A 26,598-nucleotide genomic window follows, 5' to 3' on the forward strand; every position below is an offset into this window, starting at 1 on the left:
TGGGCGTGCGCCCGGTTTCAGTCAGTCGGCCAGCAGGCTGGCGCGCGCCGCGATGAACAGGCGCCCCGCATCCGCCTGCAGCGGATGCGCGCCATGCTGCACGCGGCTGCGTCCGGCGGTGCGGACATCCGCTAGTGTCTCATGACCATGACAGGCAAACACATGCGTGGCCAGCGCCTGCGGCCCGTCGAGGCCCGCCAGCGTCGGATGGGCGCCATCCAGCACCACGAAATCGGCCTGCTGGCCTGGCACAAGCCCCGCCACGGCGCGGCCGCTGGCACGCGTGCCGCCAGCCACGGCTTCGAGATACAGCCGGTCGGCCACCTGTGCATGCGTGTCGGAGGCCAGCACATTGCGCCGCTGCAGGCCGAGCCGCTGGCCGTATTCGAACAAGCGCAGCTCCTCGGCCACGCTGACGCTGGCATGGCTGTCGGAGCCGATGCCCCATGCGCCCTGCTGCGCCAGGTAGGGCGCGGCCTCGAACACGCCGTCGCCCAGGTTGGCCTCGGTGGTCGGGCAGATGCCGGCCACCGCGCCGCTGTGCGCCAGGCGCCGGCGCTCGTCCCAGTCCATATGGGTGGCGTGCACCAGGCACCAGCGCGCGTCGACCTCTACATGGTCGAACAGCCAGGTCACCGGGCGCGTGCCCGACCACGCGATGCAATCGTCGACCTCTTTCTGCTGCTCGGCGATATGGATATGGATGGGCGCCTGCGGGTCGATCGCCTGCAGTCCCGCCAGTGCGTGGGCGAGGCTTTCCTCCGGCACCGCGCGCAGCGAGTGCGGTGCCAGCCCCAGCCTCGCGCCGGACTGCGCGCACGCGGGGGCCAGCCGTTCCAGCAGCCGCAGCATCGCGTCGGTGTCGTGCAGGAAGCGGCGCTGCTCGGCCAGCGGCGGCTTGCCGCCAAAGCCGGCGGTCTGGTACAGCACCGGCAGCAGCGTCATGCCGATGCCAGTACGCCGGGCCGCGCGCAGCAGCCGCAGCGACATCTCGGCGGCATCGGCATAGGGCGTGCCGCCGGCATCGTGATGGACGTAGTGGAACTCGCACACGCTGGTGTAGCCCGCACGCAGCATCTCGATATAGAGCTGGGTGGCGATGGCCTCCAGCGTGTCGGGCGAGAGCCGCTGCGCGAAGCGGTACATCAGCGTGCGCCAGCTCCAGAATGAATCGGCACCCGCCGGATCGTCGCCCTGCGGGCGGCTGCGGAATTCCGTCAGGCCGGCAAAGCCGCGCTGGAACGCATGCGAGTGCAGGTTGGGCATGCCGGGCAGCACGGGACCGGCCGCATGCGGCACGCCTGCAGCTGGCTCCGTGCCGGGCTGCACGGTGGTGAAGCGGCCCTGCTCATCCCAGGCCAGCAGCACATCGCGCGCCCAGCCGGCCGGCAGCAGCGCAAACGGAGCGAAGAGTTGCGAGCCACTCATGCCGAGGCTCCTTCGTGCGCATGCACACGCCCTTGCCGCACCACCGTCGCGACCGGGTTGCGGCCGAACCAGTACGCCAGCTCGGCGGGCGAATCGATGCGCCACAGCGCGAAGTCGGCCACGCGCCCTGCTTCCAGCCGCCCGTGGCGATCCGATGCGCCCAGCGCACGCGCGGCGTGCACGGTCACGCCGGCAAGCGCTTCGGGCACGGTCAGGCGGAACAGGGTGCAGGCCATATTCATCATCAGCAGCAGCGAAGTGACCGGCGACGTACCCGGATTGTGATCGGTCGAGATTGCCATCGGCACGCCGTACTGGCGTAGCAGCGCGATCGGCGGCAGGTTGGTGTCGCGCAGGAAGTAGTAGGCGCCGGGCAGCAGCACCGCCACCGTGCCGGCCTCCGCCATCGCCGCGACGCCGGCCTCGTCGAGATGCTCGAGGTGATCGGCGGACAAGGCGCGGTGGCGAGCGGCGAGCGCGGCGCCGCCGAGGTTGCTCAGTTGCTCGGCATGCAGCTTGACGCGCACGCCATGGCGCGCCGCCGCCTCGAACACGCGCCCGGTCTGTGCAATCGAGAAACCGATCGATTCGCAGAAGGCATCGACGGCGTCGACCAGTCCTTCCCCGGCCAGTGCCGGCAGCATGGTGTTGCAGACCAGGTCGATATAGTCGTCGGCACGGCCCGCGTACTCCGGCGGCAATGCGTGCGCGCCCAGGAAGGTCGTGTAGACCGAAATCCCGAAGTGCTCGCCAAGCCGGCGCGCCACGCGCAGCTGCTTGCGCTCGGCTTCCAGGCTCAGCCCGTAGCCCGACTTGATCTCGATGGCGGTGACGCCCTCGGCCAGCAGCGGCTGCAGGCGCGCGGCGGCCTGGGCAAACAGCGTTTCTTCATCTGCGGCACGCGTGGCGCGCACGGTCGAGACGATGCCGCCGCCGGCGCGCGCAATCTCTTCGTAGCCGGCGCCGGCCAGCCGCATCGCGAACTCGTCGGCGCGCTGGCCGCCGTAGACCAGGTGCGTATGGCAGTCGACCAGCCCGGGCGTGATCCATGCCCCGTGTGCATCATGGCGCGCCGCGCCGCGATAGGCATCCGGCAGGTCCGCCGTGGCACCCAGCCAGGCGATGCGCCCATGCTCCACCACCAGCGCGGCATCGCGGATCGCGTGCGCCGGATCGGCATCGGGCAGCAGGTGGCAGTTGTGCCAGACGCCGTCCGCGCTGGGCGCGGACGATACAGAGGGCAGCGTCATTGACCGGGCTCCGTCTCAAGGGTGACGCACAGGCACAGGGCCGCGTCACCCACAGGTTCAAACGATGGCGTGGATGGGGGTTCCGCAGCGCCGCAGAGCGCTCCTTCGCCCGCTTGCAGCAGCAGGCCGGCATCCTGCGCCTGCCATGCGCCGCTGACGGCCAGCAGGCAGACGGCATGGCCGCCGGTGCCAGGCACGAACCCCTGCCGGAACATCTCGACGCGCGCGCGGCAGTGGCCGCGCCGGGTCATCACGTTGAAGTCGCGCGTGACGCCGTCGATCAGCGTCGCCTGCAGGCTGGTATCGCCGGAGAAGGCGAACGGCTCGCCGATATGGTCAAGGCGATGGCTGAAGCTGGCGTCGTCCGCACGCAGCGTCACGCCGGCGCCCTCCAGCAGCACGATCTGGCGATCGATGCCGGGAAACGCCGAGAACGGCCCGTCCTGCCCGATATCGGCCACGCTCAGGCGCCACATGAAGTCATCCATGCCGGCGCCCGGCGGCCACACCGCGATCTCGCGCGTGTTGCCGCCGCCGTTCTTCCAGCGCGTGGGCGCGATCTCGGCCAGCGCGAACCGTTGAAATAGCGTCAGGCTCATGCGCCCTTCACCATCGGCAGGTTCAGGCCCTTCTCGTGCGCGCATTCGATGGCGATGTCATAGCCCGCGTCCGCATGGCGCATCACGCCGGTGGCCGGGTCGTTCCACAGCACGCGCTCGATGCGCCTGGCCGCGGCATCGGTGCCGTCGCACACGATCACCACGCCCGAATGCTGCGAGAAGCCCATGCCGACGCCGCCGCCGTGGTGCAGGCTGACCCAGGTGGCGCCGCCCGCGGTGTTCAGCAGCGCGTTGAGCAGCGGCCAGTCCGACACCGCATCCGAGCCGTCGCGCATGGCCTCGGTCTCGCGGTTGGGCGAAGCCACCGAGCCGCAGTCCAGGTGATCGCGGCCGATCACCACCGGCGCCTTCAGTTCGCCCGACTTGACCATCTCGTTGAAGGCCAGGCCGGCGCGGTGGCGTTCGTCCAGACCCACCCAGCAGATGCGCGCGGGCAGGCCCTGGAAGGCGATGCGGTCGTGCGCCATGTCGAGCCAGCGGTGCAGGTGCTTGTCCTCGGGGAACAGCTCCTTCATCTTGGCATCGGTCTTGTAGATATCCTCCGGATCGCCCGACAGCGCGACCCAGCGGAACGGGCCCTTGCCGCGGCAGAACAGCGGGCGGATATAGGCCGGCACGAAGCCCGGGAAATCAAAGGCGTTCTTCACGCCCTCGTCGAACGCGACCTGGCGGATATTGTTGCCATAGTCGACCGTCGGCACGCCCATCTTCTGGAAGTCGAGCATGGCCTGCACGTGCTTGACGATGGACGGGCGCGCGGCGGCTTCCACCGACTTGGGATCCTGCGTGCGCGCCGCTTCCCATTGAGCGACGGTCCAACCGGCCGGCAGGTAGCCGTTGACCAGGTCGTGCGCCGAGGTCTGGTCGGTGACGATGTCCGGGCGCATGCCGCCGGCCTGCGCGCGCTTGACCAGTTCCGGCAGGATCTCGGCGGCGTTGCCGAGCAGGCCGACCGAGATCGCTTCCTTCTTTTGCGTGGCCTCGGCGATCATCGCCAGCGCTTCATCCAGCGTGGTGGCCTTCTTGTCGACATAACGCGTGCGCAGGCGGAAATCGATGCGCGACTCCTGGCACTCGATCGCCAGCACGCAGGCGCCGGCGAGCACGCCCGCCAGCGGCTGCGCGCCGCCCATGCCGCCCAGGCCGGCGGTCAGGATCCACTTGCCCGACAGGTCGCCGTTGTAGTGCTGGCGGCCGGCCTCGACAAAGGTCTCGTAGGTGCCCTGCACGATGCCCTGCGTGCCGATGTAGATCCACGAGCCCGCGGTCATCTGGCCGTACATCATCAGGCCGGCGCGGTCCAGCTCGTTGAACTTGTCCCAGTTGGCCCAGTGCGGCACCAGGTTGGAGTTGGCGATCAGCACGCGCGGCGCATCGGCATGGGTGCGGAACACGCCCACCGGCTTGCCCGACTGCACCAGCAGCGACTCGTCCTCACCCAGGCGGCGCAGGCTGTCCAGGATGGCGTCGAAGCATTCCCAGTTGCGCGCGGCCTTGCCAATGCCGCCGTAGACCACCAGGTCCTGCGGACGCTCGGCCACGTCCGGGTCGAGGTTGTTCTGGATCATGCGGTAGGCGGCTTCGATCAGCCAGTTCTTGCAGTGCAGCTGGCTGCCGCGCGGGGCGCGGATTTCGCGCTGGCCGCGCTGGATGAATTGGTTTTCGTTGGCGTTCATGTCTTGTTCTCCTGCTGCGGGTCTGGTCTGGCAGTGTCGGCGCGGGGCGCGTTACGACAGGTTGGTCGGCAGGATCGCGCGCACGGCATCGGGCCAGCCCGCGCCGGCATCGCCCTGCACCACCCATTGCTTCATCGCTTCGATATCCGGTGCCAGGTAGCGGTCCTCTTCGACAAAGGCCACGCGCGCACGGATGCGGGCCAGTTCCTGCTCCACCAGCGGCGACGACTTCAGCGGGCGGTGGAACTCGATGCCCTGCGCCGCGGCCATGGCCTCGATGCCGACCACCACTGCGGTGTTGGCGGCCATCTCGCCCAGGCGGCGCGCACCGTAGGTGGCCATCGACACATGATCTTCCTGGTTGGCCGAGGTCGGCAGGCTGTCGACGCTGGACGGATGCGCCAGCGCCTTGTTCTCGGAGGCCAGCGCGGCCGCGGTCACCTGCGCAATCATGAAGCCCGAGTTCAGGCCGCCGTCGCGCACCAGGAACGGCGGCAGGCCCGACAGCCCGGTATCGAGCAGCAGCGCCAGGCGGCGTTCGGAAATCGCGCCGATCTCGGCAATCGCCAGCGCGATGATGTCGGCGGCAAATGCCACAGGCTCGGCGTGGAAGTTGCCGCCCGAGACCACGTCGCCCTGCGCGGAGAATACCAGCGGGTTGTCCGAGGCGGCGTTGGACTCGATCTGCAGGATGCGCGCGGCGTGCTGCAGGTTGTCCAGGCACGCGCCCATCACCTGCGGCTGGCAGCGGATCGAGTACGGGTCCTGCACGCGGCCGCAGGTCTTGTGCGAGTCGACGATCTCGCTGCCGTCCAGCAGCGCGCGCACGGCGCCGGCCACGGCGATCTGGCCGGCCTGGCCGCGCGCCTCATGGATGCGGGCGTCGAACGGCTTGACCGAGCCCTTGATCGCTTCCAGCGACAGCGCGCCCGCCACCAGTCCGGCGGCAAAGGCGTCTTCGGCGGCGAACAGGCCGGCCAGCGCCAGCGCGGTCGACACCTGGGTGCCGTTGAGCAGCGCCAGGCCTTCCTTGGGGCCCAGCTCGAAGGCCTGCAGGCCGGCGTGCGCCAGGCCCTCGGCGGCGGGCACGCGCTTGCCGTCGACCAGCACGTCGCCCACGCCGATCAGCGTGCACGACATATGCGCCAGCGGCGCCAGGTCGCCCGAGGCGCCGACCGACCCCTTGGCCGGGATGCACGGCGTCACGCCGTGGTTGGCCAGCGCCAGCAGCGCCTCGATCAGTTCCGGGCGCACACCCGAATGGCCGCGCGCCAGGCTCACGGCCTTGATCGCCAGGATCAGGCGCACCGTGTCTTCGGCCAGGTCCGGGCCGGTGCCGACGCTGTGCGACAGCACCAGGTTGCGCTGCAGCTGCGCCAGCTTGTCATTGGGGATGCGGGTCTGCGCCAGCTTGCCGAAGCCGGTATTGATGCCGTAGACCACGGCATCGGCGTCGATGATGTCCTGCACCGTGGCCTGCGCGGCGCGCACGCCGGCCCAGGCCGATTCGGCCATGGCCAGGCGCACTTCGCCGCGGTAGATGCGGCGCAGGTCGGCCAGGGTGACTTGGCCCGGCTGCAGGGTCAGCAGCGGGCGGGAAGCTTGGTCGTCGTGTTGGCTGGCGCTCATTTGTATGTTCCTGTCTATACAGCTTAGAGTAAAAAGTTGAACCGTGCGGCCGGATCTTGTGGATTCAGCCGAAAGCAGGGTTGCCGTCGGCGCGGAAGCGGCTGCCGAGGCGGTAGCGGTTGCCCGGATGCAGGCAGCGCACAAAGGTCACCGGCACGCCGTTGGTCCAGGTGCGGCGCGTCAGCATCAGGCAAGGTTGCGTGGGCGGCATTTCCAGTTGCGCGGCCTGCTCCGGCGTCGCGGCAATGGCATCGACCACGTGCTCTACCTGATCGTAGGGCACATGGCGCAGCAGGTATTCGCCGGGCTGGGTCTCGCTGAAGTCCTGGCTGATGAAGTCCGGCGCCACGCGCGCATTGACGTAGCGGTCCTCCAGCTGCACCGGCACGCCGTCCTCGCGATGCACGCAGACCGAGTGGTACACCGACTCGCCGGTGCGCAGCTCCAGCGCGGCGGCCACCTCGATCGATGCCGACACACGCTCCACCAGGATCACGTCGCAGGCATAGTCATGGCCGCGCATGCGGATCTCGTCCTGCAGGTTGACCACGGACAGCAGCGTCGACTGCGGCTTGTGCTCCGCCACGAAGGTGCCCACGCCGGCAACCCGCACCACCCGGCCCTGCTCCTGCAGCTCGCGCAGCGCCCGGTTGACAGTCATGCGCGAGACGCCGAAGCGGTTCACCAGTTCCTGCTCCGACGGCACCCGGTCGCCCGGCTGCCACGCGCCGCTCTGGATCTGGCGGGCAATGTACTCCTTCACCTGCTGGTAGAGCGCGGTGGGAGAGGCAGAAGCGGAAGAAGCGGTGCCGGCGGCGTGGTTCATGGCGTTGGTTGGATGCCTAGTGCTCGGCCGAGGCCATGGCCTCGGCGCGGATCTCCTCGGTCAGCCGCGCCTTGAGCGCGGAGAACTCCGGAGTGGTCTTGACGGTGTAATGGCGCGGATGCGGGAAATCCACCGCGATCTCGCTCTTGATCCGACCCGGCCTGGCAGAAAACACCGCCACCCGGTTGGCCATGAAAATGGCCTCGTCGATATCATGGGTCACGAATAATACCGTCTTGCGCGACGCCTCCCATATTCCCAGCAGCAACTCCTGCATCAGCACGCGGGTCTGGTTGTCGAGCGCGCCGAAGGGTTCGTCGAGCAGCAGGATCTTGGGATCGTTGGCCAGCGCGCGCGCAATCGCGGTGCGCTGCTGCATGCCGCCCGACAGCTGCTTGGGGAAATGGTGCTCGAAGCCGCGCAGTCCCACACGCTGGATAAAGAAGTCGCTGCGCTCCTTCTGCTCGGCGGCGCTCATGCCGCGCTCGCGCAAGCCGAAGCGCACGTTCTGCTCGATCGTCAGCCACGGGAACAGCGTGTACGACTGGAACACCATGCCGCGGTCCGCGCCGGGGGCGGACACCGGCTGGCCGTCCAGCAGCACGCGGCCGCTGGAGGGCGTATCCAGCCCCGCGACGATGCGCAGCAGCGTGGACTTGCCGCAGCCCGAAGGCCCGAGGATGGTGACGAAGTCATTGTCGCGGACCTCGAAGTCGACCGGCTGCAGCGCCAGGGTCTGGCCGCCGCGCGGGTTGGAGAAGGTGCGCGAGACCTGCTGGATGGACAGTGCGCTCATTGGATCGAACTCCACGGGAACAGGCGCTGGTTGGCGCGCTTGAAGACAAGGTCCGAGACCAGGCCGATGCAGCCGATCACGATGATGCCGAAGATGATCTGCCCGGTATTGAGCAGCGCCTGGCTGTCGGTGATCATGTGCCCGATGCCCGACGATGAGCCGATCAGCTCGGCCACGATCACGTAGGTCCAGGCCCAGCCCAGCACCAGCCGCAGGATCTCGGCAATCTCGGGCGCGGCGCCGGGGATCAGCACGCGCCGCACGATGCCGGCGCTGTTGGCGCCCAGCGTGTAGGCCGCCTCCACCAGGTCCTTGCGCGCGCCGCCGACGGCCACCGCCACCATCAGCACGATCTGGAAGAACGAGCCGATGAAGATCACCAGCAGCTTCTGGGTCTCGCCGATGCCGGCCCACAGGATCAGCAGCGGGATAAAGGCCGACGCGGGCAGGTAGCGGCAGAACGACACGAAGGGCTCGAAGAACGCCTCGGCCGCCTTGTACGCGCCCATGAAGATGCCCAGCGGCACCGCCAGCACCGCCGCCAGCACGAAGCCGCCGACCACGCGCCACACGGTCATGCCGATGTCGCCGATGAAGTTGTGCTCGGTGAACAGGATGAAGCCCTCTTTGGCCATCGTCATCGGATCGGCCAGGAACGTGCGCGGCACGAAGCCGCCCAGCGTTACCACGGCCCAGATGCCGAAGAACAGCACGAAGAAGGACAGGCCCAGCATCCAGCGCGTGTTGGGCGCCACCGGCACCAGCGGGGCCAGCCACGGGTGGCGCCGGCGCACCGGCGCCGCCGCTGTGGCAGGAACCGCCGCGGCAGCGGCCGGGGCGGGTGTTCCAAGTCTGGCTTGCGTCATGACGTCACGCCTCCTGAAGACTGTCGGTTACTTGAGGAAACGCGCGTCATACAGCGCCGTCACGTCCGGCACCTGGCGGATCACGCCGATTTCCAGCAGCACCGCCGCAGCTTCCTTGCTGAAGCTGGCAAGCTCGCCGGCAAAGAACTTGCGGTTGGCCTCGCGGTCCTGCCAGCGCAGGTAGGCAGAGGACTTGGCGAACTGCTCGCCGGTCTGCTTGACCGCAGCGCCCATGATGTCGTTGGCCTTGGCCGGCTCCTTCCGGATCATCTCCAGGGCCTCGAAGTAGCTGTCGACCAGCGCCTGCGCGGCCTTGGGATTCTCTTTAAGCCACTTCGGCGCGCAGCCCAGCGTGTCGGTCACCATCGGGTAGTCGAGCGTGGTCGCCAGGATCTTGCCCTTGTCCGGGTTCTGGCGCACCGTCGACAGATACGGCTCATAGGTCATGGCGCCGTCGTTCTGGCCGGCCACGAAGGCCTGCGCGGCCGCCTGCGGCGACAGCGTGGTGGTCTTGATGTCCTTGAGCGTCATGCCGTTCTTCTTCAGCATCCAGGCCAGGCCGAAATACGGCGCGGTGCCCGGCGCATCGACGCCGATGGTCTTGCCCTTCAGGTCGGCAAAGCTCTTGACGTCGCTGCGCACGGCCAGGCCGTCGGCGCCGTAGGACTTGTCGAGCTGCACGATCTGGGTGATGGGCACGCCGTTGGCGTTCCAGGCCACATGCGTTTCCACCGTGGTGGCCGCGCACTGGATCGCGCCCGAGGCCAGCGCCAGGTGGCGGTCCTTCTGCGGGATCATCTTGATGTCGACGTCCACGCCATGCTTCTTGAAGATGCCGGCCTTGTCGGCCAGCGTCAGCGGCGCGAAACCGGTCCAGCCGCTCATGCCCAGCGTGACCTGGGTATTCTGCGCCTGGGCCGCACCGGCCCCCAATGCCGCAACCAGCACCGCGGCCTGCACTGCCATCCGACCGCGAATCCTGCTGTGATTCCTCATCTGTACGCTCCTTTGGTGTGTCCGTCGACGGCAGGCCATGCGTGTGGCCGCGCTCGTTTTCGGACATTAAACAGTACCTGTATATACAAGTCAACGTAGGGCTTCCACCAAGCATCCAGGCGGATAAACACCTTGAAAGGCGCTTTCCAGAGCGGGGAGCCCTCAACAGGCCTCGCACCACCCCGGTTCACGGATTGCAGTGTCGGCACCAGGCCGGGGCGATGGAAGTGCTGCTGTATAGACAGGACAAAAACGACGCAAAGGCACAGCAATCCCCGTGCCACCCGCACCGGGACGCGCCGGCAAGGCGGTCAGGTGTCGAAGAAGGAGGTGACAGTCGGGTAACGCAGGCGCAGGCGCAGCTCGCGTTTCAAGCGGCGGTTGTCGAGGCGGCGCGATTCGCTCATGAAACTCAGCAGCGTCTTGTCGATCACTTCATGCGCCTGCCCGCGCGTGATGCGCGGCGGGCGCGGCAGGCCGCGGCGGTCCGCGACCAGGTCGAAGTAATCGGCCATGCGCAGCTCGGTGTCGTCGCTGGCATGGACCACGCGCTGCGCGCGGCCGCGGAACAGCGCCGCGACCATGGTGCGCGCCAGGTCGTCGGCATGGATATGGCTGGTGTAGACATCGTCCTGCGGCACCAGCGCGGGCGTGCCGCGGTGCAGGCGCGCCAGCGGCAGGCGGTCTTCGGCATAAATGCCGGGGATGCGCACGATGCTGGCACGCCAGCCGGCATCGCGGCCGAAGCCGCGCACTGCCTGCTCGGCGGCCACGCGGCGGCGCGCGCGGGCGGTCTGGGGCCGCACGGCGTGGAATTCCGAGACCCGGGCGCCCTGCCGGTCGCCGTACACGCCCGACGTGCTGGCGTAGACAAACGCAGCGCGGGGCCTGCCCCGGTCGGGTAGAATGGCGGGCTCGCCGGGAAGCATGCCGGCCGACGTCCTGGCCTTGCGCCAGGCCGCCCGGCGCAAGACGGCGAGCAAGGCACGCGTGCGCGGATCGCCTTCGCCCTGCCCGGGCGGCGGCGCCAGGTCCAGCACCTGCGTGGCCAGCCCATGCAGCCGTGCCAGCGTGGCCGGCCGGTCCAGGTCCGCCACCAGCGGCACCGCGCCGGCGGCGCGCAGTTCAGCCCGGCGCGCCGGCTGTGAGGTCACGGCAAAGACACGCATGCGCGACGACAGGATTCGCAGGCAGCGCGTCCCCACATCCCCGCAGCCGACGATCAACAGGCGCGGGCGGCCCAGCCGGCGCGAAGGCGCCGGCAGCCGCGGGACTTGTGGGAGGCGCGAGGGCTGCAGCTTCGACAGAATTTGGCTCATAGACCGATTATGGCTTATCAAGTAACCGTCATGCCCAGCGGCCACAAGTTTGAAGTGGCAGCGGACGAAACCATCCTCGGCGCGGCCCTGCGCCACAGCATCGGGCTGCCCTACGGCTGCAAGAACGGCGCCTGCGGCTCGTGCAAGGGCCGCGTGCTCGAAGGCACCATCGTGCAGGGCGACCACGCCCCGGCGGCACTGACCGCGCAGGAGAAAACCGAGGGCCGCGCCCTGTTCTGCTGCGCCAACGCCGCCTCGGACGTCACCATCGAGTGCCGCGAAGTCCACGGCGCGGGCGACATCCCGATCAAGAAGGTGCCGTGCCGCGTGACCGCGATCGAGCGCCTGGCCGACGACGTGATCGCCATCAGGCTGCAGCTGCCGGCGACCGAGCGCATGCAGTACCTGGCCGGCCAGTACGTGGAGTTCCTGCTGCGGGACGGCAAGCGCCGCAGCTATTCAATCGCCACGCCGCCGCATGAAGACGGCCCGATCGAGCTGCATATCCGCCATATGCCGGGCGGCGCCTTCACCGACTACGTGTTCGGCGCCAGGGAAGGCCAGCCGGCCATGAAGGAGCGCGACATCCTGCGCTTCGAGGGCCCGCTGGGCAGCTTCTTCCTGCGCGAGGAATCCGAGGCCCCGATCATCCTGCTGGCTTCCGGCACCGGCTTCGCGCCGATCAAGGCCATCGTCGAGCACGCCGCCTACACCGGCATCCAGCGCCCGATGACCCTGTACTGGGGCGGCCGCCGGCCCAAGGACCTGTACATGCACGCACTGTGCGAGCAGTGGGCGCGCGAGCTGCCCAACTTCCGCTACGTGCCGGTGATCTCCGACGCGCTGCCTGAAGACAACTGGCAGGGCCGCACCGGCTTTGTCCACCAGGCCGTGATCGCCGACCATCCCGACCTGTCGGGCCACGAGGTCTATGCCTGCGGCGCCCCGGTGATGATCAATGCCGCGCGCGGCGACTTCACCCGCCAGTGCAAGCTGCACGAGGACGCGTTCTTCGCCGACTCGTTCACCTCCGAGGCCGACATGCACCCGGCCACTCCCGCGGCCTGAGGCCGCCCGAGAGCCGTTCCCTCAGCGCAACAATGCCCGGGCCAGCCAAAATTCGTTTTGACACCCGGGCGCATGCGCCTTATATTTGCCCGCATGCACATGACCTTCAACCGACGCCGCAGCTTCCGTACGTCGCTCCCCGCTGGGGTGCCGCGCGGCTGACCGTCGACTGCGTCTGTTCATGTCAACGAGCCACGGGCAACCCCCGTGGCTTTTTGTTTTTGTCCCGGTTGTTACGCCCGTCCGTCCATCGTTTAAAGCCGACCCCTGGAGTCCGCCATGGCATTTGCTGAGTATCCCGTCCAATCCCTGATGTACATCACCAACCGGCCCGAGCTCGTGTTCACCGAGGGCAAGGGCTCCTGGCTGACGGATCACAACGGCAAGCGATACCTGGACTTCGTGCAGGGCTGGGCAGTGAACTGTCTGGGCCATTCCAACCAGGGCATGATCGACGCGCTGGTGGCCCAGTCGCACCGGCTGATCAACCCGAGCCCGGCCTTCTACAACGAGCCGATGCTCAAGCTGGCCCGGCAGCTGACCGACCACAGCTGCTTCGACAAGGTCTTCTTCGCCAACAGCGGCGCCGAGGCCAACGAAGGCGCGATCAAGCTGGCGCGCAAATGGGGCCGCAAGCACAAGGACGGCGCCTTCGAGATCATCACCATGGACCACAGCTTCCATGGCCGCACGCTCGCCACCATGAGCGCGTCGGGCAAGGCCGGCTGGGACACCATCTTTGCGCCGCAGGTGCCGGGCTTCCCGCGCGCCGATCTCAACGACCTGGCCTCGGTGGAGAAGCTGATCACCGACAAGACCGTCGGCATCATGCTGGAACCGGTGCAGGGCGAAGGCGGCGTGATCCCCGCCACGCGCGAGTTCATGCAGGGCCTGCGCGCGCTGGCCGACAAGCACAGGCTGCTGCTGATCGTCGATGAAGTGCAAACCGGCTGCGGCCGCTGCGGCACCCTGTTCGCCTACGAGCTGGCAGGCGTGGAGCCGGACATCATGACGCTGGGCAAGGGCATCGGCGGCGGCGTGCCGCTGTCGGCGCTGCTGTGCAAGGCCGAGGTCGCCAGCTTCGAGGCCGGCGACCAGGGCGGCACCTACAACGGCAACCCGCTGATGACCGCGGTGGGCAGCGCCGTGATCGAGCAGCTGACCGCGCCGGGCTTCCTCGACGACGTCAAGGCCAAGGGCGAATACCTGCGGGAACAGCTGCTGGCGCTGTCCGCCGAGTTCGGCCTGGCCGGCGAACGCGGCGACGGCCTGCTGCGCGCGCTGATGCTGGGCAAGGACATCGGCCCGCAACTGGTGGAAGAAGCCCGCGACATGGTGCCGCAAGGCCTGCTGCTGAACGCTCCGCGCGCCAACCTGCTGCGCTTCATGCCCGCGCTGAACGTGACGCGTGAAGAGATCGACCAGATGATCGGCATGCTGCGCACGCTGCTGAAGAAGCTGGCCTGAGTCCTGGTCATTCGCCAGACGGAAAAAAAGCCTCGCGCGCGCGAGGCTTTTTTCTTTGTGGTGCCGCAGAGGAGTGAGGGAGAGAGCCAGCGCCGCAGAACCCGCGCACACCAGCCTGAGCAGGCGTTGCGCGGGGCCCCGCGGCAAGGGGAAAGGCCTTGCGCCTGCGTGCGCCTGCCCTCTCCCTCACCCCTCTTGCGGCGGGGTGGGAGGCGGCAGCGCGCGCCTTACTCGCCCAGGTAGGCGGCCCGCACCTTGGGATCGTCGAGCATCTGCTTGGCGTCCCCGCTCATGGTGATCAGGCCCGACTCCATCACGTAGCCGCGGTGGGCAGCCTGCAGCGCCAGGCGCGCGTTCTGCTCCACCAGCAGCACGGTCACGCCCTGTGCCGAGATGTCGCGCACGACCTCGAAGATCTTCTCGACCATGATCGGCGACAGGCCCATCGACGGCTCGTCCAGCAGCAGCACCTTGGGCTGGCTCATCAGCGCGCGCGCCATTGCCAGCATCTGCTGCTCGCCGCCGGACATGGTGCCCGCCAGCTGGTTGGCGCGTTCCTTCAGGCGCGGGAAGATGCCGAACATGCGCTCGACGTCGGCCTTGATGCCGGCGTCGTCGTTGCGCGTGTAGGCGCCCATCTGCAGGTTCTCGGTGATGGTCATGCGCGCGAACACGCCGCGGCCTTCCGGCACCATCGCCAGGCCCTGCTTGAGCAGCGCGTAGCTGGGCACGCCCTTGATCGACTTGCCCATGTATTCCACGTCGCCGCTGGCCCAGCCCTGCAGGCCGGTGATGGCCTTCATGGTGGTGGTCTTGCCGGCGCCGTTGGCGCCGATCAGCGTCACCAGCTCGCCGTCCCGGATTTCCAGGTCAATGCCCTTGACGGCCTGGATGCCGCCGTACGCGACCTTGAGGCCGGAGATCTTCAGTACTGTCTGTGTCATTGCTTGTCCTCCGGCCATCAGTGTGCCGATGCGCCGAGGTAGGCCTCGATCACCGCGGGGTTGTTCTGCACTTCGTGCGGCAGGCCCTGGGCAATCACCTTGCCGTAGTCCAGCACCGTCATGCGGTTGCACAGGCCCATCACCAGCTTCACGTCGTGCTCGATCAGCAGGATGGTCTTGCCATCGTTGCGGATCTTGTCGAGCAGTCCGCGCAGCTCCACCTTCTCGGTCGCGTTCATGCCCGCGGCCGGTTCGTCCAGTGCCAGCAGCTTGGGCTCGGTCGCCAGCGCCCGCGCGATCTCGAGCCGGCGCTGGTGGCCGTAGGAGAGGTTGCGCGCGGTGAAGTTGGCGTACTTGCCGATGCCGACATAGTCGAGCAGGTCGTGCGCCATGTCCTCGATGCCCTCTTCCTCGCGGCGCACCGCGGGCGGGCGGAAGATCGCGCCGAACACGCCGGCCTTGGAGCGCACGTGGCGCCCCACCATCACGTTCTCGAGCGCAGTCATCTCGCCGAACAGGCGGATGTTCTGGAACGTGCGCGCGATGCCGGCCCTGGCGACCTCATGCACGGCGGTCGGCTGGTAGGGCTTGCCGCCCAGCACGAACTCGCCTGAATCCGGCGTGTACAGGCCGGTGATCACGTTGAAGAAGGTGGTCTTGCCGGCGCCGTTGGGGCCGATCAGCCCGTAGATCTCGCCCGGCTTGATCTGCAGGCCCACCTCGGACAGTGCCTGCAGGCCGCCGAAACGCTTGTTGACCCCCTGTACCGACAGGAGGAAATCGTTGTTGCTCATGTTGTCCTCCTGGTCAGAAACGGCCCACGCTGCCCGCACGGCGCACCACCGGGCGGTCTTCCTTGCGCGGCGACGGCCAGATGCCCGCCGGGCGATACAGCATGACGCCGACCAGGGCCAGGCCGAACAGCAGCTGGCGCAGCACTTCGGCATCGACGATGACATGGCCGAACAAACCGGTCTGCATCGGCTCCGCCACCACGCGCAGCAACTCCTGGAAGCCCACCAGCAGGACGCCGCCCAGGATCACGCCCGGGATATGGCCCATGCCGCCAAGCACCACGATGGCCAGCACGTAGATCGATTCCCACAGCGTGAACGATTCCGGCGACACGAAGCCCTGGAACGCGCCGAACACCGCGCCCGAGGCGCCGCCGAACGAAGCGCCCATGGCAAAGGCCAGCAGCTTGATGTTGCGGGTGTTGATGCCCATCGCCTTGGCGGCGATCTCGTCTTCGCGGATGGCCACGAAAGCGCGGCCGATACGCGAGGTCTGCAGCCGCAGGCTCACGAACACGATCACGATGACCAGGAACACCAGCAGGTAGTAGTACATGAACACCGGCGTGAACTTGAGTCCGAAGATCTCGTGCGACTTCGAGAAGTCGAAGCCGAAGATATGGACCGGGTCCACCGCGGTGATGCCCTTGGGCCCGTTGGTGATGTTGACCGGGCGGTCAAGGTTGTTCATGAAGATGCGGACGATCTCGCCGAAGCCCAGCGTCACGATGGCGAGGTAGTCGCCGCGCAGCTTCAGCGTTGGCGCCCCGAGCAGCACGCCGAAGGTGGCGGCTACCAGGATCGCGATCGGCAACACGAACCACATCGACAGGTGGATGCCGGTGGGGAACAGTTGCTGGATCCACTCGAACTGGTTCGCCAGGTGGGGCGAGCCCAGCAGCGCCATCAGGTAGGCGCCGACCGCGTAGAACGCGATATAGCCCAGGTCAAGCAGGCCGGCAAAGCCCACCACGATGTTCAGGCCCAGCGCCAGCATGATGTACAGCAGCGCGAAGTCCAGCACGCGGACCCAGTAGTTGCCGCCCAGGGTCTGGACGAAGAACGGTGCGCACAGGGCGATCACCAGGAAGCCAATCAGTGCGGCCAGGGTCTTGGCCGGCACCTTGGTGGGCGCCGCGACGGCTGCCGTGGATGGAATCGGAGTATTCATGGATTCGCTCTCCTCAGGCGCGATCCGCCACGCGTTCGCCCATGATGCCGGACGGACGGAAGACGAGCACGGTGATCAGCACGATAAAGGCAAAGACGTCCTGGTAGTTCGAACCGAAGACGCCGTTGGTCAGGTCGCCGATATAGCCGGCGCCGAGCGCTTCGATCAGGCCCAGCAGCATGCCGCCGACCATGGCGCCAGCCAGGTTGCCGATGCCGCCCAGCACCGCGGCGGTAAACGCCTTCAGGCCGGGGATGAAGCCCATGTAGAAGTGGGCATTGCCGTAGTTGGTGGCCATCATCACGCCGGCCAGCGCGGCCAGCGTGGCGCCGATCATGAAGGTGGCGGAAATGACGAAATTGGGGTTCACGCCCATCAGGCCGGCCACCTTCTGGTTCTCGGCGGTGGCGCGCATGGCGCGGCCGAGCTTGGTGCGGTTGACCAGGGCCAGCAGGCCGGACATCACCATCACGGCCATGCCGATGATGACCATTTCCTTGCCGGTGATGGTGGCGCCGGTCGTGCCGATGTCGATCGGCTCGGACGGCAGCAGCTGCGGGAAGGTCAGCGGGTTGCGCGACCAGATCAGCATGCCCATCGTCTGCAGGATGATGGAGACGCCGATGGCGGTGATCAGCGGGGCCAGCCGTGGCGCATTGCGCAAGGGCCGGTAGGCGATCCGCTCGATCGAATAGGACAGGATCGCGCAGACTGGCATCGCGACCAGCGTGGCGATCACCAGCGTCAGCCATTCAGGCAGGCCGGGGGCGAACTTCTGCAATCCGAGGATGGCTGACAGGGCGGTCAGCGCGCCGATCATCAGCACATCGCCGTGGGCGAAGTTGATGATGCCGAGAATACCGTAGACCATGGTGTAGCCCAGTGCGATCAGCGCATAGATGCTGCCGAGCACCAGACCGTTCACGATCTGCTGGATAAAGATATCCATGAAAACTCCTGCTTCAGTCCCGGACCTTGCGGCATGGTGTGGATGCCGGGGGCGGGACCATGGTGTGTAATGGGTAACGTTGCGGTGGTTGGTTTGCTGGTAAGCGACCTGCCCTGCTCCATCCATGGTAAGGATGCTTCTACATTAGGCGAGGCTAAAAAGAACGGCACCGCAAAATACTCACGGTGCCGTTCGGATGGGCCGGTAAGCCCAGATTACATCTTCACGACGTCGAGGACGGACTTCTTCTTGTCCTTGTACTCGTACAGCGTGATGGTGCCTTCCTTCATGTCGCCCTTCTCGTCGAAGGCGATATTGCCGATCACGCCCTTGTAGTTGGTCTTGGGCATTTCGGCCAGGATGGCAGCCGGTTCGGTCGAGTTGGCGCGCTTCATGGCGTCGACGACGACCATCACGGCGTCATACGTGAACGGTGCATAGATCTGCACCGGGGCGTTGAAGCGAGCCTGGTAGCGCTTGGAGAAGTCCGCGCCCTGCTCCATCTTCGACAGGGCCAGGCCGGCCTCGGAGCAGATGATGTTGGTCACGGCGTCGCCCGCCAGTTCGGCCACCTTGTCGGTACAGACGCCGTCGCCGCCGACGATCTTGGCACCGATGCCCAGTTCCTTGGCCTGCTTGGCGAACGGGCCGCCGGTGGCGTCCATGCCGCCGTACATGATCACGTCAGGCTTCTTGCCCTTGATCTTGGTGAGAATGGCCTTGAAGTCGGTGGCCTTGTCGTTGGTGGCCTCGCGCGCCACCACGTTCACGCCGGCCGCCTTGGCGGTCTTCTCGAACTCGTCGGCCAGGCCCTTGCCGTAGGCGGTGGCGTCGTCGACGATCGCCACGCTCTTGGCATGGAGCGTCTTGCTGGCATAGTTAGCCAGTGCCGGGCCCTGCTGAGCATCGGTGGCCACCACGCGGTAGGTGGTCTTGAAGCCCTGCTTGGTGTAGTCCGGGTTGGTGGACGAGGGCGAGATCTGCACGATGCCGGCATCGCTATAGATCTTGGAGGCCGGGATCGACGTGCCCGAGTTCAGGTGGCCGACCACGGCCACCACCTTGGCGTCGACCAGCTTCTGCGCCACGGAGGTGCCCGTCTTGGGGTCGGCGGCATCGTCTTCGCCAACCAGTTCCAGCTTGATCTTCTTGCCACCGATCTCCAGGCCGGTCTTGTTGACTTCTTCCACGGCCAGGCGGGCGCCGTTTTCGTTGTCCTTGCCAAGGTGCGCGATGCCGCCGGTCAGCGGGGCCGCGTGGCCGATCTTGACGACGACTTCACCGCCGCCCGCTGCAGGAGCGGCTGCCGCCGGCGCCGAAGGCGCCGCATCAGCCGGCTTCTCTTCCTTCTTGCCGCAAGCGGCTACCAGCGCCACTGCGGCCGCAATCGGCAGAATCTTGGCAAACGTGATTTGCATGAGTGATCTCCTAGGATTCACGAAGACAGGGATTTTCAACGCCTCCCGGACGTTTCCCTGGACCGCCTTTGTTTAGTTTCAATTTGAAACGCGCGCATTGTATCCCCTTTCTTAGTCGATGCAATACGCGACGCAACATCCTTAACCATTTACCGGTCAAATGAGCTAGGGAATTTCCCCAATGCACAGATTGCGGCAATTCCCGCTCACATGACGCGGCCGCCTCACCTACTTACAAGAATCGTGCCTGCGCCGCCCGATGGCGCGGATAAGCATCGCCGGCACCACCTATAATGCGCCTTTATTAATTAGGTGTTTCATTTAAATTCAGCTGCACCGTTCTCTAATGTGCAGAATGTAGCGCCGCACCATAATAGGGAAAACCCCAAACCGGGGGATTACCCTGATTTGTCTGATCAGCAGGACAGCCATGTATTACCTGCACCATCACCGTGCATTATTCGTGCCGGCCGGCTGCAAATCGGGCGTACCAAAGACAAAGGGCGCCGCATCAAGCGGCGCCCTTGTTCAAGGCGGGGCTGGCAGGCGGGCACGGCCCGCACCGGGTCAGGCGGCGGCGCTGGCCGGCAGCAGCCCACGCGGCAGCGGGAAGGCCATGTTCTCTTCGATGCCGTCAAGCGGGCGCACCTGGCTCGCCCCAAGCTCACGCAGGCGCTCGACGATGGACTGGGCTAGCGCCTCGGGCGCCGAAGCGCCGGCGGTCAGGCCGATGCGGCGCTTGCCGGCGATCCATTCGGGGCGCACCTGCTCGGGGGCGTCCACCATATAGGCCGGCACGCCCAGGCGCTCGGCCAGCTCGCGCAGGCGGTTGGAGTTGGAGCTGTTGGGGCTGCCCACCACGATCACCACCTCCACCTGCGGCGCCATGAACTTCACCGCGTCCTGGCGGTTCTGCGTGGCATAGCAGATGTCCTGCTTCTTGGGCTCGCGGATTTGCGGAAAGCGTGCCTTGAGCGCGGCCACGATCTCGCGGGTCTCATCCACCGACAGCGTGGTCTGGGTCACGTAGGCAAGCCGCGACGGGTCGGTAACCTGCAGCGTGGCGACGTCGGCCACCGACTCCACCAGCAGCATGCCACTGCTGGCCTGGCCCATGGTGCCCTCCACTTCCGGATGGCCGCGATGCCCGATCATCACGATCTCGCAGCCCTCGGCGCGCATCTTGCTCACCTCGACATGCACCTTGGTCACCAGCGGGCAGGTGGCATCGAACACGTGCAGCCCGCGCGCGGCGGCGTCGGCACGCACTTCGCGCGACACGCCATGGGCGCTGAAGATGACGGTGGCGCCCGCGGGCACCTCGTCGAGCTCGCGCACGAACACCGCGCCCTTGCGGCGCAGGCCGGCCACCACATAGGCGTTGTGGACGATCTCGTGGCGCACGTAGATGGGCGCGCCGAAGCGCTCGAGCGCACGCTCGACGATCTCGATGGCACGGTCCACGCCGGCGCAGAAGCCGCGCGGCTGCGCCATCAGGATTTCTGCGTCGGGTGCGGGAGTCAGGTCAGGCATGCTGCGGTATCAGGATGGTTCGGCACACGTGCGGCGCGCTCAGAGAATGCCGATCAGCTGCACGTCGAACAGGATGGTCTGCCCGGCCAGCGGATGGTTGAAGTCAAAGAGCGCGGCGGTCTCGCCGAACTCCTTGAGCACACCGGCGTACTTGCCGCCGCCGGGCGCGTTGAACTCCACCAGGTCGCCCGGGCTGTAGTCCTCTTCGAAGGAACTGTTCTCGCGCAGCGTGGCCAGCGACACCCACTGCAGCAGCTCGGGGTTGCGCGGGCCAAAGGCCTGCTCCGCTGCCAGCCGGTAGGTCATGCGCTCGCCTTCGGGCATGCCGAGCAGCGCCTGCTCCAGCGTTGGCGCGAACTGGCCCTGGCCGAGCAGCAGCGTGGCGGGCTTCTCCTCGAACGTGCTGACGACCTCGGTGCCGTTCTCGAGCGCGATGCTGTAGTGCAGGGTCAGGAAAGAGTCGGCCTGGACAGTCTTGCGGCCAGCCGTGCCGCCGTCGGTTTCCGACGCGAAAGTTTGCAAATTCATGGGTGATCAACCGGTCAACAACCCGTATTGTATTCGACTGGCCCATTGCCCGCCGCCCCCGGACCCGGCCTCACCCTCATCACGGCGTGACTACCCTGGAGTGCTCATGACCATTGCCAACTGGCCCGCCTGCGAGCGGCCCCGCGAGAAACTGATGGAAAGCGGCGCCGCCGCCCTGTCCGACGCCGAGCTGCTGGCCATCCTGCTGCGCGTGGGCGCTGCCGGCAAAAGTGCCGTGGACCTCGCACGCGAGCTGTTGCACCGCTTCGGCTCGCTGACAGCCCTGTTCGCGGCAGAGGGGCGCGCACTGACAAGCGTCCGGGGCATGGGCGAAACCAAGTATGCCCAACTGCAGGCCATTCCGGAGCTGGCACGGCGTGCGCTGGCCGAATCGCTGCGCCTGCCCACCGGCTTCGACGGCCCGGCGGCGGTGCGCAACTACCTGCGCCTGACGCTGGCGCCGCTGCCGCACGAGGTCTTCCTGTGCCTGTTCCTGGATCCGCGCAACCGCATGGTGGCCAGTGAAGAAATGTTCCGCGGCACGCTGACGCGCACCGCCGTCTACCCGCGCGAAGTGGCGCGCCAGGCGCTCGTGCATAATGCGGCCGGCATCATCGTGGCGCACAACCACCCGCGCGGCACCACCGCGCCGAGCCAGAGCGACATCCGCCTGACCCACGAACTGGCGCGCACCCTCGATCTGATCGACGTGCGGCTGCTCGACCATTTCATCGTGGCCGGCCAGGAAATCCGCTCGCTGGCCGACTGCTGCGACCGCCTGCCCGGGCTGTGACGCCAACGCCACGGCACATACAGCGCAGCAACACCGGATAACGCCAAAGCACAGAAGGCATTGATTCGGCGCGGGAATCCGGTCTATAATGCCCGTTTTGCTGAAGTCTCAACCGCTGCAGTCCGGGCCCGCGCGCCTTTTGTTGATCTGTTGCGAACATTGTCCACGAATAGAAGATTTAGGAGTGCTTCATGGCACGCGTCTGTCAAGTGACCGGGAAAGCGCCGATGGTCGGCAACAACGTTTCCCACGCAAACAACAAGACCAAGCGCCGTTTTCTGCCCAACCTGCAGAATCGTCGTTTCTTCGTTGAATCCGAAAACCGCTGGGTGAGCCTGCGCGTCTCGAACGCCGGCCTGCGCCTGATCGACAAGAAAGGCATCGACTCCGTGCTCGCCGACCTGCGCGCACGCGGCGAAGTCTAATTAGGAGCACATCATGGCAAGCAAGGGCGGCCGCGACAAGATCAAGCTGGAATCGACCGCAGGTACGGGTCATTTCTACACGACCACCAAGAACAAGCGCACCATGCCGGAAAAGATGGAGATCATGAAGTTCGATCCCGTCGCCCGCAAGCACGTCGCTTACAAGGAAACCAAGATCAAGTAATTGATCCCGGTTCCCGCCAGAAAGCCCCGCCATGCCGCGGGGCTTTTTGTTGCCTGCGCGCCGCGCAGGCCTGCGGGGCGATAAGCGCCCACCCCCACGCGACGCGCTGATGCGCGGGATGGCGCTTCAGGTGTAGACTTTCCCGTTTCCTCCTTTTTGCCTGGCGCCCCCCAGCGCACTCCGCACCATGAATTTCGACGTCGCCATCGTCGGCAGCGGCCTGGCCGGCCTTACGGTCGCGCTGCAACTGGCCGACACCCACCGGGTGGCCATCCTCAGCAAGCGCGCCATGACCCAGGGCGCCAGCGACTGGGCGCAGGGCGGTATTGCCGCCGTGCTGGATTCCGGCGACAGCCATGACGAGCATACGCAGGACACGCTCGTCGCCGGTGCGGGGTTGTGCGACGAAGAGGCCACGCGCTTCATCGTGGAGCATGGGCGCGAGGCCATCCAGTGGCTGATCGACCGCGGCGTGCCGTTCACGCGCGACGAACAGGCCGAACTGGGCTTCCACCTGACGCGCGAAGGCGGCCACAGCCGCCGGCGCATCATCCACGCCGCCGACGCCACCGGCCATGCCGTGGTCAGCACGCTGCTGCAGCAGGCCATGCAGCACCCGAACATCACCATCCTGGAAGACCACTTCGCAATCGACCTGATCACCTCGCGCAAGCTGGGGCTGCCGGGCAACCGCTGCTACGGCCTGTACGTACTGGACGACAGCACCGGCGCGGTGCGCACCCTCACCGCCACGCACACCGTGCTGGCCGCGGGCGGTGCCGGCAAGGTCTACCTGTACACCACCAACCCGGATACAGCCACCGGCGACGGCATCGCCATGGCCTGGCGCGCGGGCTGCCGGGTTTCGAACATGGAGTTCATCCAGTTCCACCCGACCTGCCTGTACCACCCCTACGCCAAGTCCTTCCTGATCTCCGAAGCGGTGCGCGGCGAAGGCGGCCTGCTCAAGCTGCCCGATGGCACCCGCTTCATGCCCGAACACGATGCGCGCGCCGAACTGGCGCCGCGCGACGTGGTGGCGCGCGCGATCGACTTCGAGATGAAGAAGCGCGGCCTGGACTGCGTCTACCTGGATATCAGCCACCAGCCCGAATCCTTCCTGAAAGAACACTTCCCGACCATCCACGCGCGCTGCCTGGAGCTCGGCATCGACATCACGCGCGAGCCGATTCCCGTGGTGCCGGCCGCCCACTACACCTGCGGCGGCGTGGTCACCGACACCTCCGGGCGCACCGATATCGGCAATCTGTACGCCGTGGGCGAAACCGCCTGCACCGGCCTGCATGGCGCCAACCGGCTGGCCTCCAACTCGCTGCTCGAATGCATGGTGATCGGCCGCGCCGCGGCCGAGGACATCGCTTCCAAGGACAAGGCCGGGCTGCCTGACATCACGCTGCCGGCCTGGGATGAAAGCCGCGTCTCCGATGCCGACGAGGAAGTGGTGGTGTCGCACAACTGGGACGAGCTGCGCCGCATGATGTGGAACTACGTCGGCATCGTGCGCACCAGCAAGCGGCTGGAGCGCGCCCAGCACCGCATCGGCCTGCTGCGCGAGGAAATCGCTGAGTACTACGCCAACTTCCGCGTCACCAGCGACCTGCTGGAGCTGCGCAACCTGGTCGAAGTGGCCTCGCTGATCGTGGACAGCGCCTATTCGCGCCACGAAAGCCGGGGCCTGCACTTCAGCCGGGACTATCCGGATACCCTGCCCAAGGCGCTGCCGACGGTGATTCAGCCGCCAGCCACAAGGAAGCGCTGACGGCTGGCCAGGCAAAGCAAAACGGGGTGGCGCCGCAAGGCCCCACCCCGTTTTTCTGGTATCGCGCGAAGCGTCAGCCGATGATCCGCAGCGAATAGTCCGTCGCCCGCACGTCCTTGGTCAGCGCACCAACCGAGATCCGGTCCACGCCGGTTTCGGCAAAGGTGCGGATAGTATCGGCATTGACGCCGCCCGACACCTCCAGCAGCGCCCTGCCCCGATTGATCCTGACCGCATCCTGCATCATCGGCACGGTGAAGTTATCGATCAGCACCGACTTCGCACCGGCCGCAAGCGCTTCTTCCAGTTCGGCCAGCGTTTCCACCTCGATCTGCACCGACGCCCTGGTATCGAGCGCCAGCGCCGCCTGCATGGCCGCGCTGATGCTGCCAGCCGCGGCGATATGGTTTTCCTTGATCAGGATGCCGTCGTACAGCGCCAGCCGCTGGTTCTCGCCGCCGCCGATGCGGACCGCGTACTTCTGCGCCAGGCGCAGGCCCGGCAGCGTCTTGCGCGTATCCAGCACGCGCGCGCGGGTGCCGGCGATCAGGTCGGCATAGCGGCGCGTGGCGGTGGCCACGCCCGACAGCAGCTGCAGGAAATTCAGCGACGGGCGCTCCGCCGTCAGCAGCGAGCGCGCCGGGCCTGTGATCTCGCAGACCACCGAATCGTGCGCCATGCGGGCACCTTCCTGCTGCAGCCAGTGCACCTCGAGCGCCGGGTCGACCGCGCGCATGCAGGCATCGAACCACGGCTGGCCGCACAGCACTGCGGACTCGCGCACGATCACGCGCGCGCGTGCCGCCTTGGCCGCAGGCACCAGCAGGCCGGTCAGGTCGCCGCTGCCGACATCCTCGTCAATGGCGGCCTGCACATTGGCTTGCAGCGCTGCCTGCAGCGCCGGACCGTAGCTGTCGAAAATCGAATTCACGCTCATGCCGGGCCAATCCCCTTGAACAGCGCCTGTTCCTTGGCCAGGTCTGCCGACGGACGCACATTGCGCTTCTGCGCGGCGGCGAAGTCCAGCATGCGGTTGATGCAGGTCACCGCCTGGCGCCCGATCACCGGGTCGACATGGATCTCGTTGCGGCCGGTTTCCAGCACCTCGGCCAGGTTGGTGAGCGCGTTCATGGCCATCCACGGGCAGTGCGCGCAGCTCTTGCAGGTCGCGCTGTTGCCGGCCGTGGGCGCTTCAATGAAGTGCTTGCCGGGCGCCGCCATGCGCATCTTGTGCAGGATGCCGTTGTCGGTGGCGACGATGAACTCGGTCGCGTCCAGCTTCTGTGCGGCCTCGATCAGCTGCGAGGTCGAGCCGACCACATCGGCCTGTGCCACCACGTTTTCCGGCGACTCAGGGTGCACCAGGATCTTGGCGTTGGGGAATTCGCGGCGCAGCAGGTCCAGCTCGATGCCCTTGAACTCGTCGTGCACCAGGCACGAGCCCTGCCACAGCAGCATGTCGGCACCGGTCTGCTTCTGGATATAGCTGCCCAGGTGCTTGTCCGGCGCCCACAGGATCTTCTTGCCCTGCGCATGCAGGTGCTCGACGATCTTCAGGCCGATGCTGGAGGTCACCATCCAGTCCGCGCGCGCCTTCACGGCGGCGCTGGTGTTGGCGTAGACCACCACGGTGCGGTCCGGGTGCGCATCGCAGAAGGCGGCGAACTCATCGGCCGGGCAACCCAGGTCGAGCGAGCAGGTCGCGTCCAGGTCCGGCATCAGCACGGTCTTCTCGGGGCTCAGGATCTTGGCGGTCTCGCCCATGAAGCGCACGCCCGCCACCACCAGGGTCCGGGCCTCGTGGTCGCGGCCGAAGCGGGCCATTTCCAGGGAGTCGGAGACACAGCCGCCGGTTTCCTCGGCCAGGTCCTGCAGGTCGGCGTCGACGTAATAGTGCGCCACCAGCACCGCATTGCGTTCCTTGAGCAGGCGGCGAATACGCGTCTTCAGGGACTGGCGCTCGTCGGGTGTCAGCACCGGCGGCACCTTGGCCCAGGCATGGGCCACGCAGCTGCTGCCAGTGGCGTTTTCGGCATCCGCCAGGTTCGGCTTTTCGAACTCGACGGTCTTGATCGATTGTGGGGTCATCTCCGGTACTCCTCTAGACCTTCGCCAGCAAGGATGCGGCCCGGCCAGAA

The 26,598-nt window shown here is 67.0% G+C and carries 25 protein-coding genes; 6 read left to right on the forward strand and 19 right to left on the reverse strand.

What is annotated here, in order from left to right; all coding sequences use genetic code 11:
- Positions 1 to 21 precede the first annotated feature (21 nt).
- From AC1Q6V_RS06775 to AC1Q6V_RS06820, 10 genes are all read right to left on the reverse strand, one after another.
- Positions 22 to 1,428, reverse strand: coding sequence for a formimidoylglutamate deiminase (locus AC1Q6V_RS06775; protein ID WP_011615956.1), 1,407 nt, complete (start codon positions 1,426 to 1,428; stop codon positions 22 to 24).
- Positions 1,425 to 2,678, reverse strand: coding sequence for an imidazolonepropionase (hutI, locus tag AC1Q6V_RS06780; RefSeq protein WP_439668219.1), 1,254 nt, complete (start codon positions 2,676 to 2,678; stop codon positions 1,425 to 1,427). The genes AC1Q6V_RS06775 and hutI overlap by 4 nt, the downstream gene beginning before the upstream one ends.
- Positions 2,675 to 3,277, reverse strand: a complete 603-nt coding sequence (locus AC1Q6V_RS06785) for a HutD/Ves family protein (RefSeq protein WP_439668220.1) — start codon at positions 3,275 to 3,277, stop codon at positions 2,675 to 2,677. Before AC1Q6V_RS06785 ends, hutI begins: the two co-directional genes overlap by 4 nt.
- A complete protein-coding gene (gene hutU / locus AC1Q6V_RS06790; protein WP_010814963.1) occupies positions 3,274 to 4,974 on the reverse strand; it encodes a urocanate hydratase in 1,701 nt (566 codons plus the stop codon). Before hutU ends, AC1Q6V_RS06785 begins: the two co-directional genes overlap by 4 nt.
- 51 nt (positions 4,975 to 5,025) lie before the next feature.
- Positions 5,026 to 6,603 (reverse strand): histidine ammonia-lyase, encoded by a 1,578-nt coding sequence (gene hutH, locus AC1Q6V_RS06795; protein ID WP_454749646.1) that lies wholly within the window; start codon positions 6,601 to 6,603, stop codon positions 5,026 to 5,028.
- 64 nt (positions 6,604 to 6,667) lie between these two features.
- A complete protein-coding gene (hutC, locus tag AC1Q6V_RS06800; protein WP_010814965.1) occupies positions 6,668 to 7,429 on the reverse strand; it encodes a histidine utilization transcriptional repressor HutC in 762 nt (253 codons plus the stop codon).
- A 16-nt stretch (positions 7,430 to 7,445) separates the two neighbouring features.
- On the reverse strand, positions 7,446 to 8,225 hold the full coding sequence (locus AC1Q6V_RS06805; protein WP_010814966.1) for an ABC transporter ATP-binding protein: 780 nt from the start codon (positions 8,223 to 8,225) through the stop codon (positions 7,446 to 7,448).
- Complete coding sequence (locus AC1Q6V_RS06810; protein WP_454749647.1) at positions 8,222 to 9,091, reverse strand: ABC transporter permease; 870 nt, start codon at positions 9,089 to 9,091, stop codon at positions 8,222 to 8,224. Before AC1Q6V_RS06810 ends, AC1Q6V_RS06805 begins: the two co-directional genes overlap by 4 nt.
- Positions 9,092 to 9,118: 27 nt before the next feature.
- Positions 9,119 to 10,087 (reverse strand): ABC transporter substrate-binding protein, encoded by a 969-nt coding sequence (locus AC1Q6V_RS06815; protein WP_011615958.1) that lies wholly within the window; start codon positions 10,085 to 10,087, stop codon positions 9,119 to 9,121.
- A 311-nt stretch (positions 10,088 to 10,398) separates the two neighbouring features.
- Complete coding sequence (locus AC1Q6V_RS06820) at positions 10,399 to 11,406, reverse strand: NAD-dependent epimerase/dehydratase family protein (protein WP_454749648.1); 1,008 nt, start codon at positions 11,404 to 11,406, stop codon at positions 10,399 to 10,401.
- Positions 11,407 to 11,415: 9 nt separating this feature from the next.
- Between AC1Q6V_RS06820 and AC1Q6V_RS06825 the strand changes: the two genes are divergently transcribed.
- Both AC1Q6V_RS06825 and AC1Q6V_RS06830 read left to right on the forward strand, forming a co-directional pair.
- Entirely contained in the window at positions 11,416 to 12,474 is a 1,059-nt protein-coding gene (locus AC1Q6V_RS06825) for a CDP-6-deoxy-delta-3,4-glucoseen reductase (RefSeq protein WP_454749649.1), read from the forward strand.
- Between the two features lie 279 nt (positions 12,475 to 12,753).
- Positions 12,754 to 13,941, forward strand: coding sequence for an acetylornithine transaminase (locus AC1Q6V_RS06830; RefSeq protein WP_010814971.1), 1,188 nt, complete (start codon positions 12,754 to 12,756; stop codon positions 13,939 to 13,941).
- 227 nt (positions 13,942 to 14,168) lie between these two features.
- Here AC1Q6V_RS06830 and AC1Q6V_RS06835 read toward each other — a convergent pair whose 3' ends face one another.
- From AC1Q6V_RS06835 to AC1Q6V_RS06865, 7 genes are all read right to left on the reverse strand, one after another.
- Positions 14,169 to 14,885 (reverse strand): ABC transporter ATP-binding protein, encoded by a 717-nt coding sequence (locus tag AC1Q6V_RS06835; protein ID WP_010814972.1) that lies wholly within the window; start codon positions 14,883 to 14,885, stop codon positions 14,169 to 14,171.
- A 17-nt stretch (positions 14,886 to 14,902) separates the two neighbouring features.
- The gene (locus tag AC1Q6V_RS06840; RefSeq protein WP_010814973.1) at positions 14,903 to 15,679 is read right to left on the reverse strand and encodes an ABC transporter ATP-binding protein; all 777 of its coding nucleotides are present in this window, start codon (positions 15,677 to 15,679) and stop codon (positions 14,903 to 14,905) included.
- Between the two features lie 13 nt (positions 15,680 to 15,692).
- Positions 15,693 to 16,850 carry an ABC transporter permease subunit gene (locus tag AC1Q6V_RS06845; RefSeq protein WP_010814974.1) on the reverse strand — a complete coding sequence of 386 codons (1,158 nt, stop codon included), beginning with the start codon at positions 16,848 to 16,850 and terminating at the stop codon, positions 15,693 to 15,695.
- A gap of 13 nt (positions 16,851 to 16,863) precedes the next feature.
- Complete coding sequence (locus AC1Q6V_RS06850) at positions 16,864 to 17,799, reverse strand: branched-chain amino acid ABC transporter permease (RefSeq protein WP_439668224.1); 936 nt, start codon at positions 17,797 to 17,799, stop codon at positions 16,864 to 16,866.
- Between the two features lie 215 nt (positions 17,800 to 18,014).
- Complete coding sequence (locus AC1Q6V_RS06855) at positions 18,015 to 19,217, reverse strand: branched-chain amino acid ABC transporter substrate-binding protein (RefSeq protein ID WP_010814976.1); 1,203 nt, start codon at positions 19,215 to 19,217, stop codon at positions 18,015 to 18,017.
- Between the two features lie 567 nt (positions 19,218 to 19,784).
- Positions 19,785 to 20,750 (reverse strand): 4-hydroxy-3-methylbut-2-enyl diphosphate reductase, encoded by a 966-nt coding sequence (ispH, locus tag AC1Q6V_RS06860; protein WP_010814977.1) that lies wholly within the window; start codon positions 20,748 to 20,750, stop codon positions 19,785 to 19,787.
- Positions 20,751 to 20,789: 39 nt separating this feature from the next.
- Positions 20,790 to 21,278, reverse strand: coding sequence for an FKBP-type peptidyl-prolyl cis-trans isomerase (locus AC1Q6V_RS06865; RefSeq protein WP_454749650.1), 489 nt, complete (start codon positions 21,276 to 21,278; stop codon positions 20,790 to 20,792).
- 106 nt (positions 21,279 to 21,384) lie between these two features.
- On the opposite strand from AC1Q6V_RS06865, the gene radC reads away from it, so the two are divergent.
- From radC to nadB, 4 genes are all read left to right on the forward strand, one after another.
- The gene (gene radC / locus AC1Q6V_RS06870; protein WP_010814979.1) at positions 21,385 to 22,071 is read left to right on the forward strand and encodes a RadC family protein; all 687 of its coding nucleotides are present in this window, start codon (positions 21,385 to 21,387) and stop codon (positions 22,069 to 22,071) included.
- Positions 22,072 to 22,262: 191 nt separating this feature from the next.
- Positions 22,263 to 22,496 (forward strand): 50S ribosomal protein L28, encoded by a 234-nt coding sequence (gene rpmB / locus AC1Q6V_RS06875; protein ID WP_006575661.1) that lies wholly within the window; start codon positions 22,263 to 22,265, stop codon positions 22,494 to 22,496.
- 13 nt (positions 22,497 to 22,509) lie between these two features.
- Positions 22,510 to 22,680: a 50S ribosomal protein L33 gene (gene rpmG, locus AC1Q6V_RS06880; RefSeq protein ID WP_010814980.1), complete on the forward strand. Its 171-nt coding sequence runs from the start codon at positions 22,510 to 22,512 to the stop codon at positions 22,678 to 22,680.
- A gap of 187 nt (positions 22,681 to 22,867) precedes the next feature.
- On the forward strand, positions 22,868 to 24,460 hold the full coding sequence (gene nadB, locus AC1Q6V_RS06885; RefSeq protein WP_010814981.1) for an L-aspartate oxidase: 1,593 nt from the start codon (positions 22,868 to 22,870) through the stop codon (positions 24,458 to 24,460).
- A 73-nt stretch (positions 24,461 to 24,533) separates the two neighbouring features.
- On the opposite strand, the gene nadC is transcribed toward nadB, so the two are convergent.
- Together nadC and nadA are read right to left on the reverse strand one after the other, a co-directional pair.
- Positions 24,534 to 25,397, reverse strand: a complete 864-nt coding sequence (gene nadC / locus AC1Q6V_RS06890; protein ID WP_439668226.1) for a carboxylating nicotinate-nucleotide diphosphorylase — start codon at positions 25,395 to 25,397, stop codon at positions 24,534 to 24,536.
- On the reverse strand, positions 25,394 to 26,548 hold the full coding sequence (gene nadA, locus AC1Q6V_RS06895) for a quinolinate synthase NadA (RefSeq protein ID WP_010814983.1): 1,155 nt from the start codon (positions 26,546 to 26,548) through the stop codon (positions 25,394 to 25,396). The genes nadC and nadA overlap by 4 nt, the downstream gene beginning before the upstream one ends.
- Between the last annotated feature and the right edge of the window lie 50 nt (positions 26,549 to 26,598).

It is taken from the genome of Cupriavidus sp. GW823-FHT07B10, from assembly GCF_058794355.1.

Excerpts from the sequence above, each read along its gene's own strand:
- AC1Q6V_RS06775 (WP_011615956.1), bottom strand. The coding sequence starts at position 1,428 with ATGAGTGGCTCGCAACTCTTCGCTCCGTTTGCGCTGCTGCCGGCCGGC.
- hutI (WP_439668219.1), bottom strand. The coding sequence starts at position 2,678 with ATGACGCTGCCCTCTGTATCGTCCGCGCCCAGCGCGGACGGCGTCTGG.
- AC1Q6V_RS06785 (WP_439668220.1), bottom strand. The coding sequence starts at position 3,277 with ATGAGCCTGACGCTATTTCAACGGTTCGCGCTGGCCGAGATCGCGCCC.
- hutU (WP_010814963.1), bottom strand. The coding sequence starts at position 4,974 with ATGAACGCCAACGAAAACCAATTCATCCAGCGCGGCCAGCGCGAAATC.
- hutH (WP_454749646.1), bottom strand. The coding sequence starts at position 6,603 with ATGAGCGCCAGCCAACACGACGACCAAGCTTCCCGCCCGCTGCTGACC.
- hutC (WP_010814965.1), bottom strand. The coding sequence starts at position 7,429 with ATGAACCACGCCGCCGGCACCGCTTCTTCCGCTTCTGCCTCTCCCACC.
- AC1Q6V_RS06805 (WP_010814966.1), bottom strand. The coding sequence starts at position 8,225 with ATGAGCGCACTGTCCATCCAGCAGGTCTCGCGCACCTTCTCCAACCCG.
- AC1Q6V_RS06810 (WP_454749647.1), bottom strand. The coding sequence starts at position 9,091 with ATGACGCAAGCCAGACTTGGAACACCCGCCCCGGCCGCTGCCGCGGCG.
- AC1Q6V_RS06815 (WP_011615958.1), bottom strand. The coding sequence starts at position 10,087 with ATGAGGAATCACAGCAGGATTCGCGGTCGGATGGCAGTGCAGGCCGCG.
- AC1Q6V_RS06820 (WP_454749648.1), bottom strand. The coding sequence starts at position 11,406 with ATGAGCCAAATTCTGTCGAAGCTGCAGCCCTCGCGCCTCCCACAAGTC.
- AC1Q6V_RS06825 (WP_454749649.1), top strand. The coding sequence starts at position 11,416 with ATGGCTTATCAAGTAACCGTCATGCCCAGCGGCCACAAGTTTGAAGTG.
- AC1Q6V_RS06830 (WP_010814971.1), top strand. The coding sequence starts at position 12,754 with ATGGCATTTGCTGAGTATCCCGTCCAATCCCTGATGTACATCACCAAC.
- AC1Q6V_RS06835 (WP_010814972.1), bottom strand. The coding sequence starts at position 14,885 with ATGACACAGACAGTACTGAAGATCTCCGGCCTCAAGGTCGCGTACGGC.
- AC1Q6V_RS06840 (WP_010814973.1), bottom strand. The coding sequence starts at position 15,679 with ATGAGCAACAACGATTTCCTCCTGTCGGTACAGGGGGTCAACAAGCGT.
- AC1Q6V_RS06845 (WP_010814974.1), bottom strand. The coding sequence starts at position 16,850 with ATGAATACTCCGATTCCATCCACGGCAGCCGTCGCGGCGCCCACCAAG.
- AC1Q6V_RS06850 (WP_439668224.1), bottom strand. The coding sequence starts at position 17,799 with ATGGATATCTTTATCCAGCAGATCGTGAACGGTCTGGTGCTCGGCAGC.
- AC1Q6V_RS06855 (WP_010814976.1), bottom strand. The coding sequence starts at position 19,217 with ATGCAAATCACGTTTGCCAAGATTCTGCCGATTGCGGCCGCAGTGGCG.
- ispH (WP_010814977.1), bottom strand. The coding sequence starts at position 20,750 with ATGCCTGACCTGACTCCCGCACCCGACGCAGAAATCCTGATGGCGCAG.
- AC1Q6V_RS06865 (WP_454749650.1), bottom strand. The coding sequence starts at position 21,278 with ATGAATTTGCAAACTTTCGCGTCGGAAACCGACGGCGGCACGGCTGGC.
- radC (WP_010814979.1), top strand. The coding sequence starts at position 21,385 with ATGACCATTGCCAACTGGCCCGCCTGCGAGCGGCCCCGCGAGAAACTG.
- rpmB (WP_006575661.1), top strand. The coding sequence starts at position 22,263 with ATGGCACGCGTCTGTCAAGTGACCGGGAAAGCGCCGATGGTCGGCAAC.
- rpmG (WP_010814980.1), top strand. The coding sequence starts at position 22,510 with ATGGCAAGCAAGGGCGGCCGCGACAAGATCAAGCTGGAATCGACCGCA.
- nadB (WP_010814981.1), top strand. The coding sequence starts at position 22,868 with ATGAATTTCGACGTCGCCATCGTCGGCAGCGGCCTGGCCGGCCTTACG.
- nadC (WP_439668226.1), bottom strand. The coding sequence starts at position 25,397 with ATGAGCGTGAATTCGATTTTCGACAGCTACGGTCCGGCGCTGCAGGCA.
- nadA (WP_010814983.1), bottom strand. The coding sequence starts at position 26,548 with ATGACCCCACAATCGATCAAGACCGTCGAGTTCGAAAAGCCGAACCTG.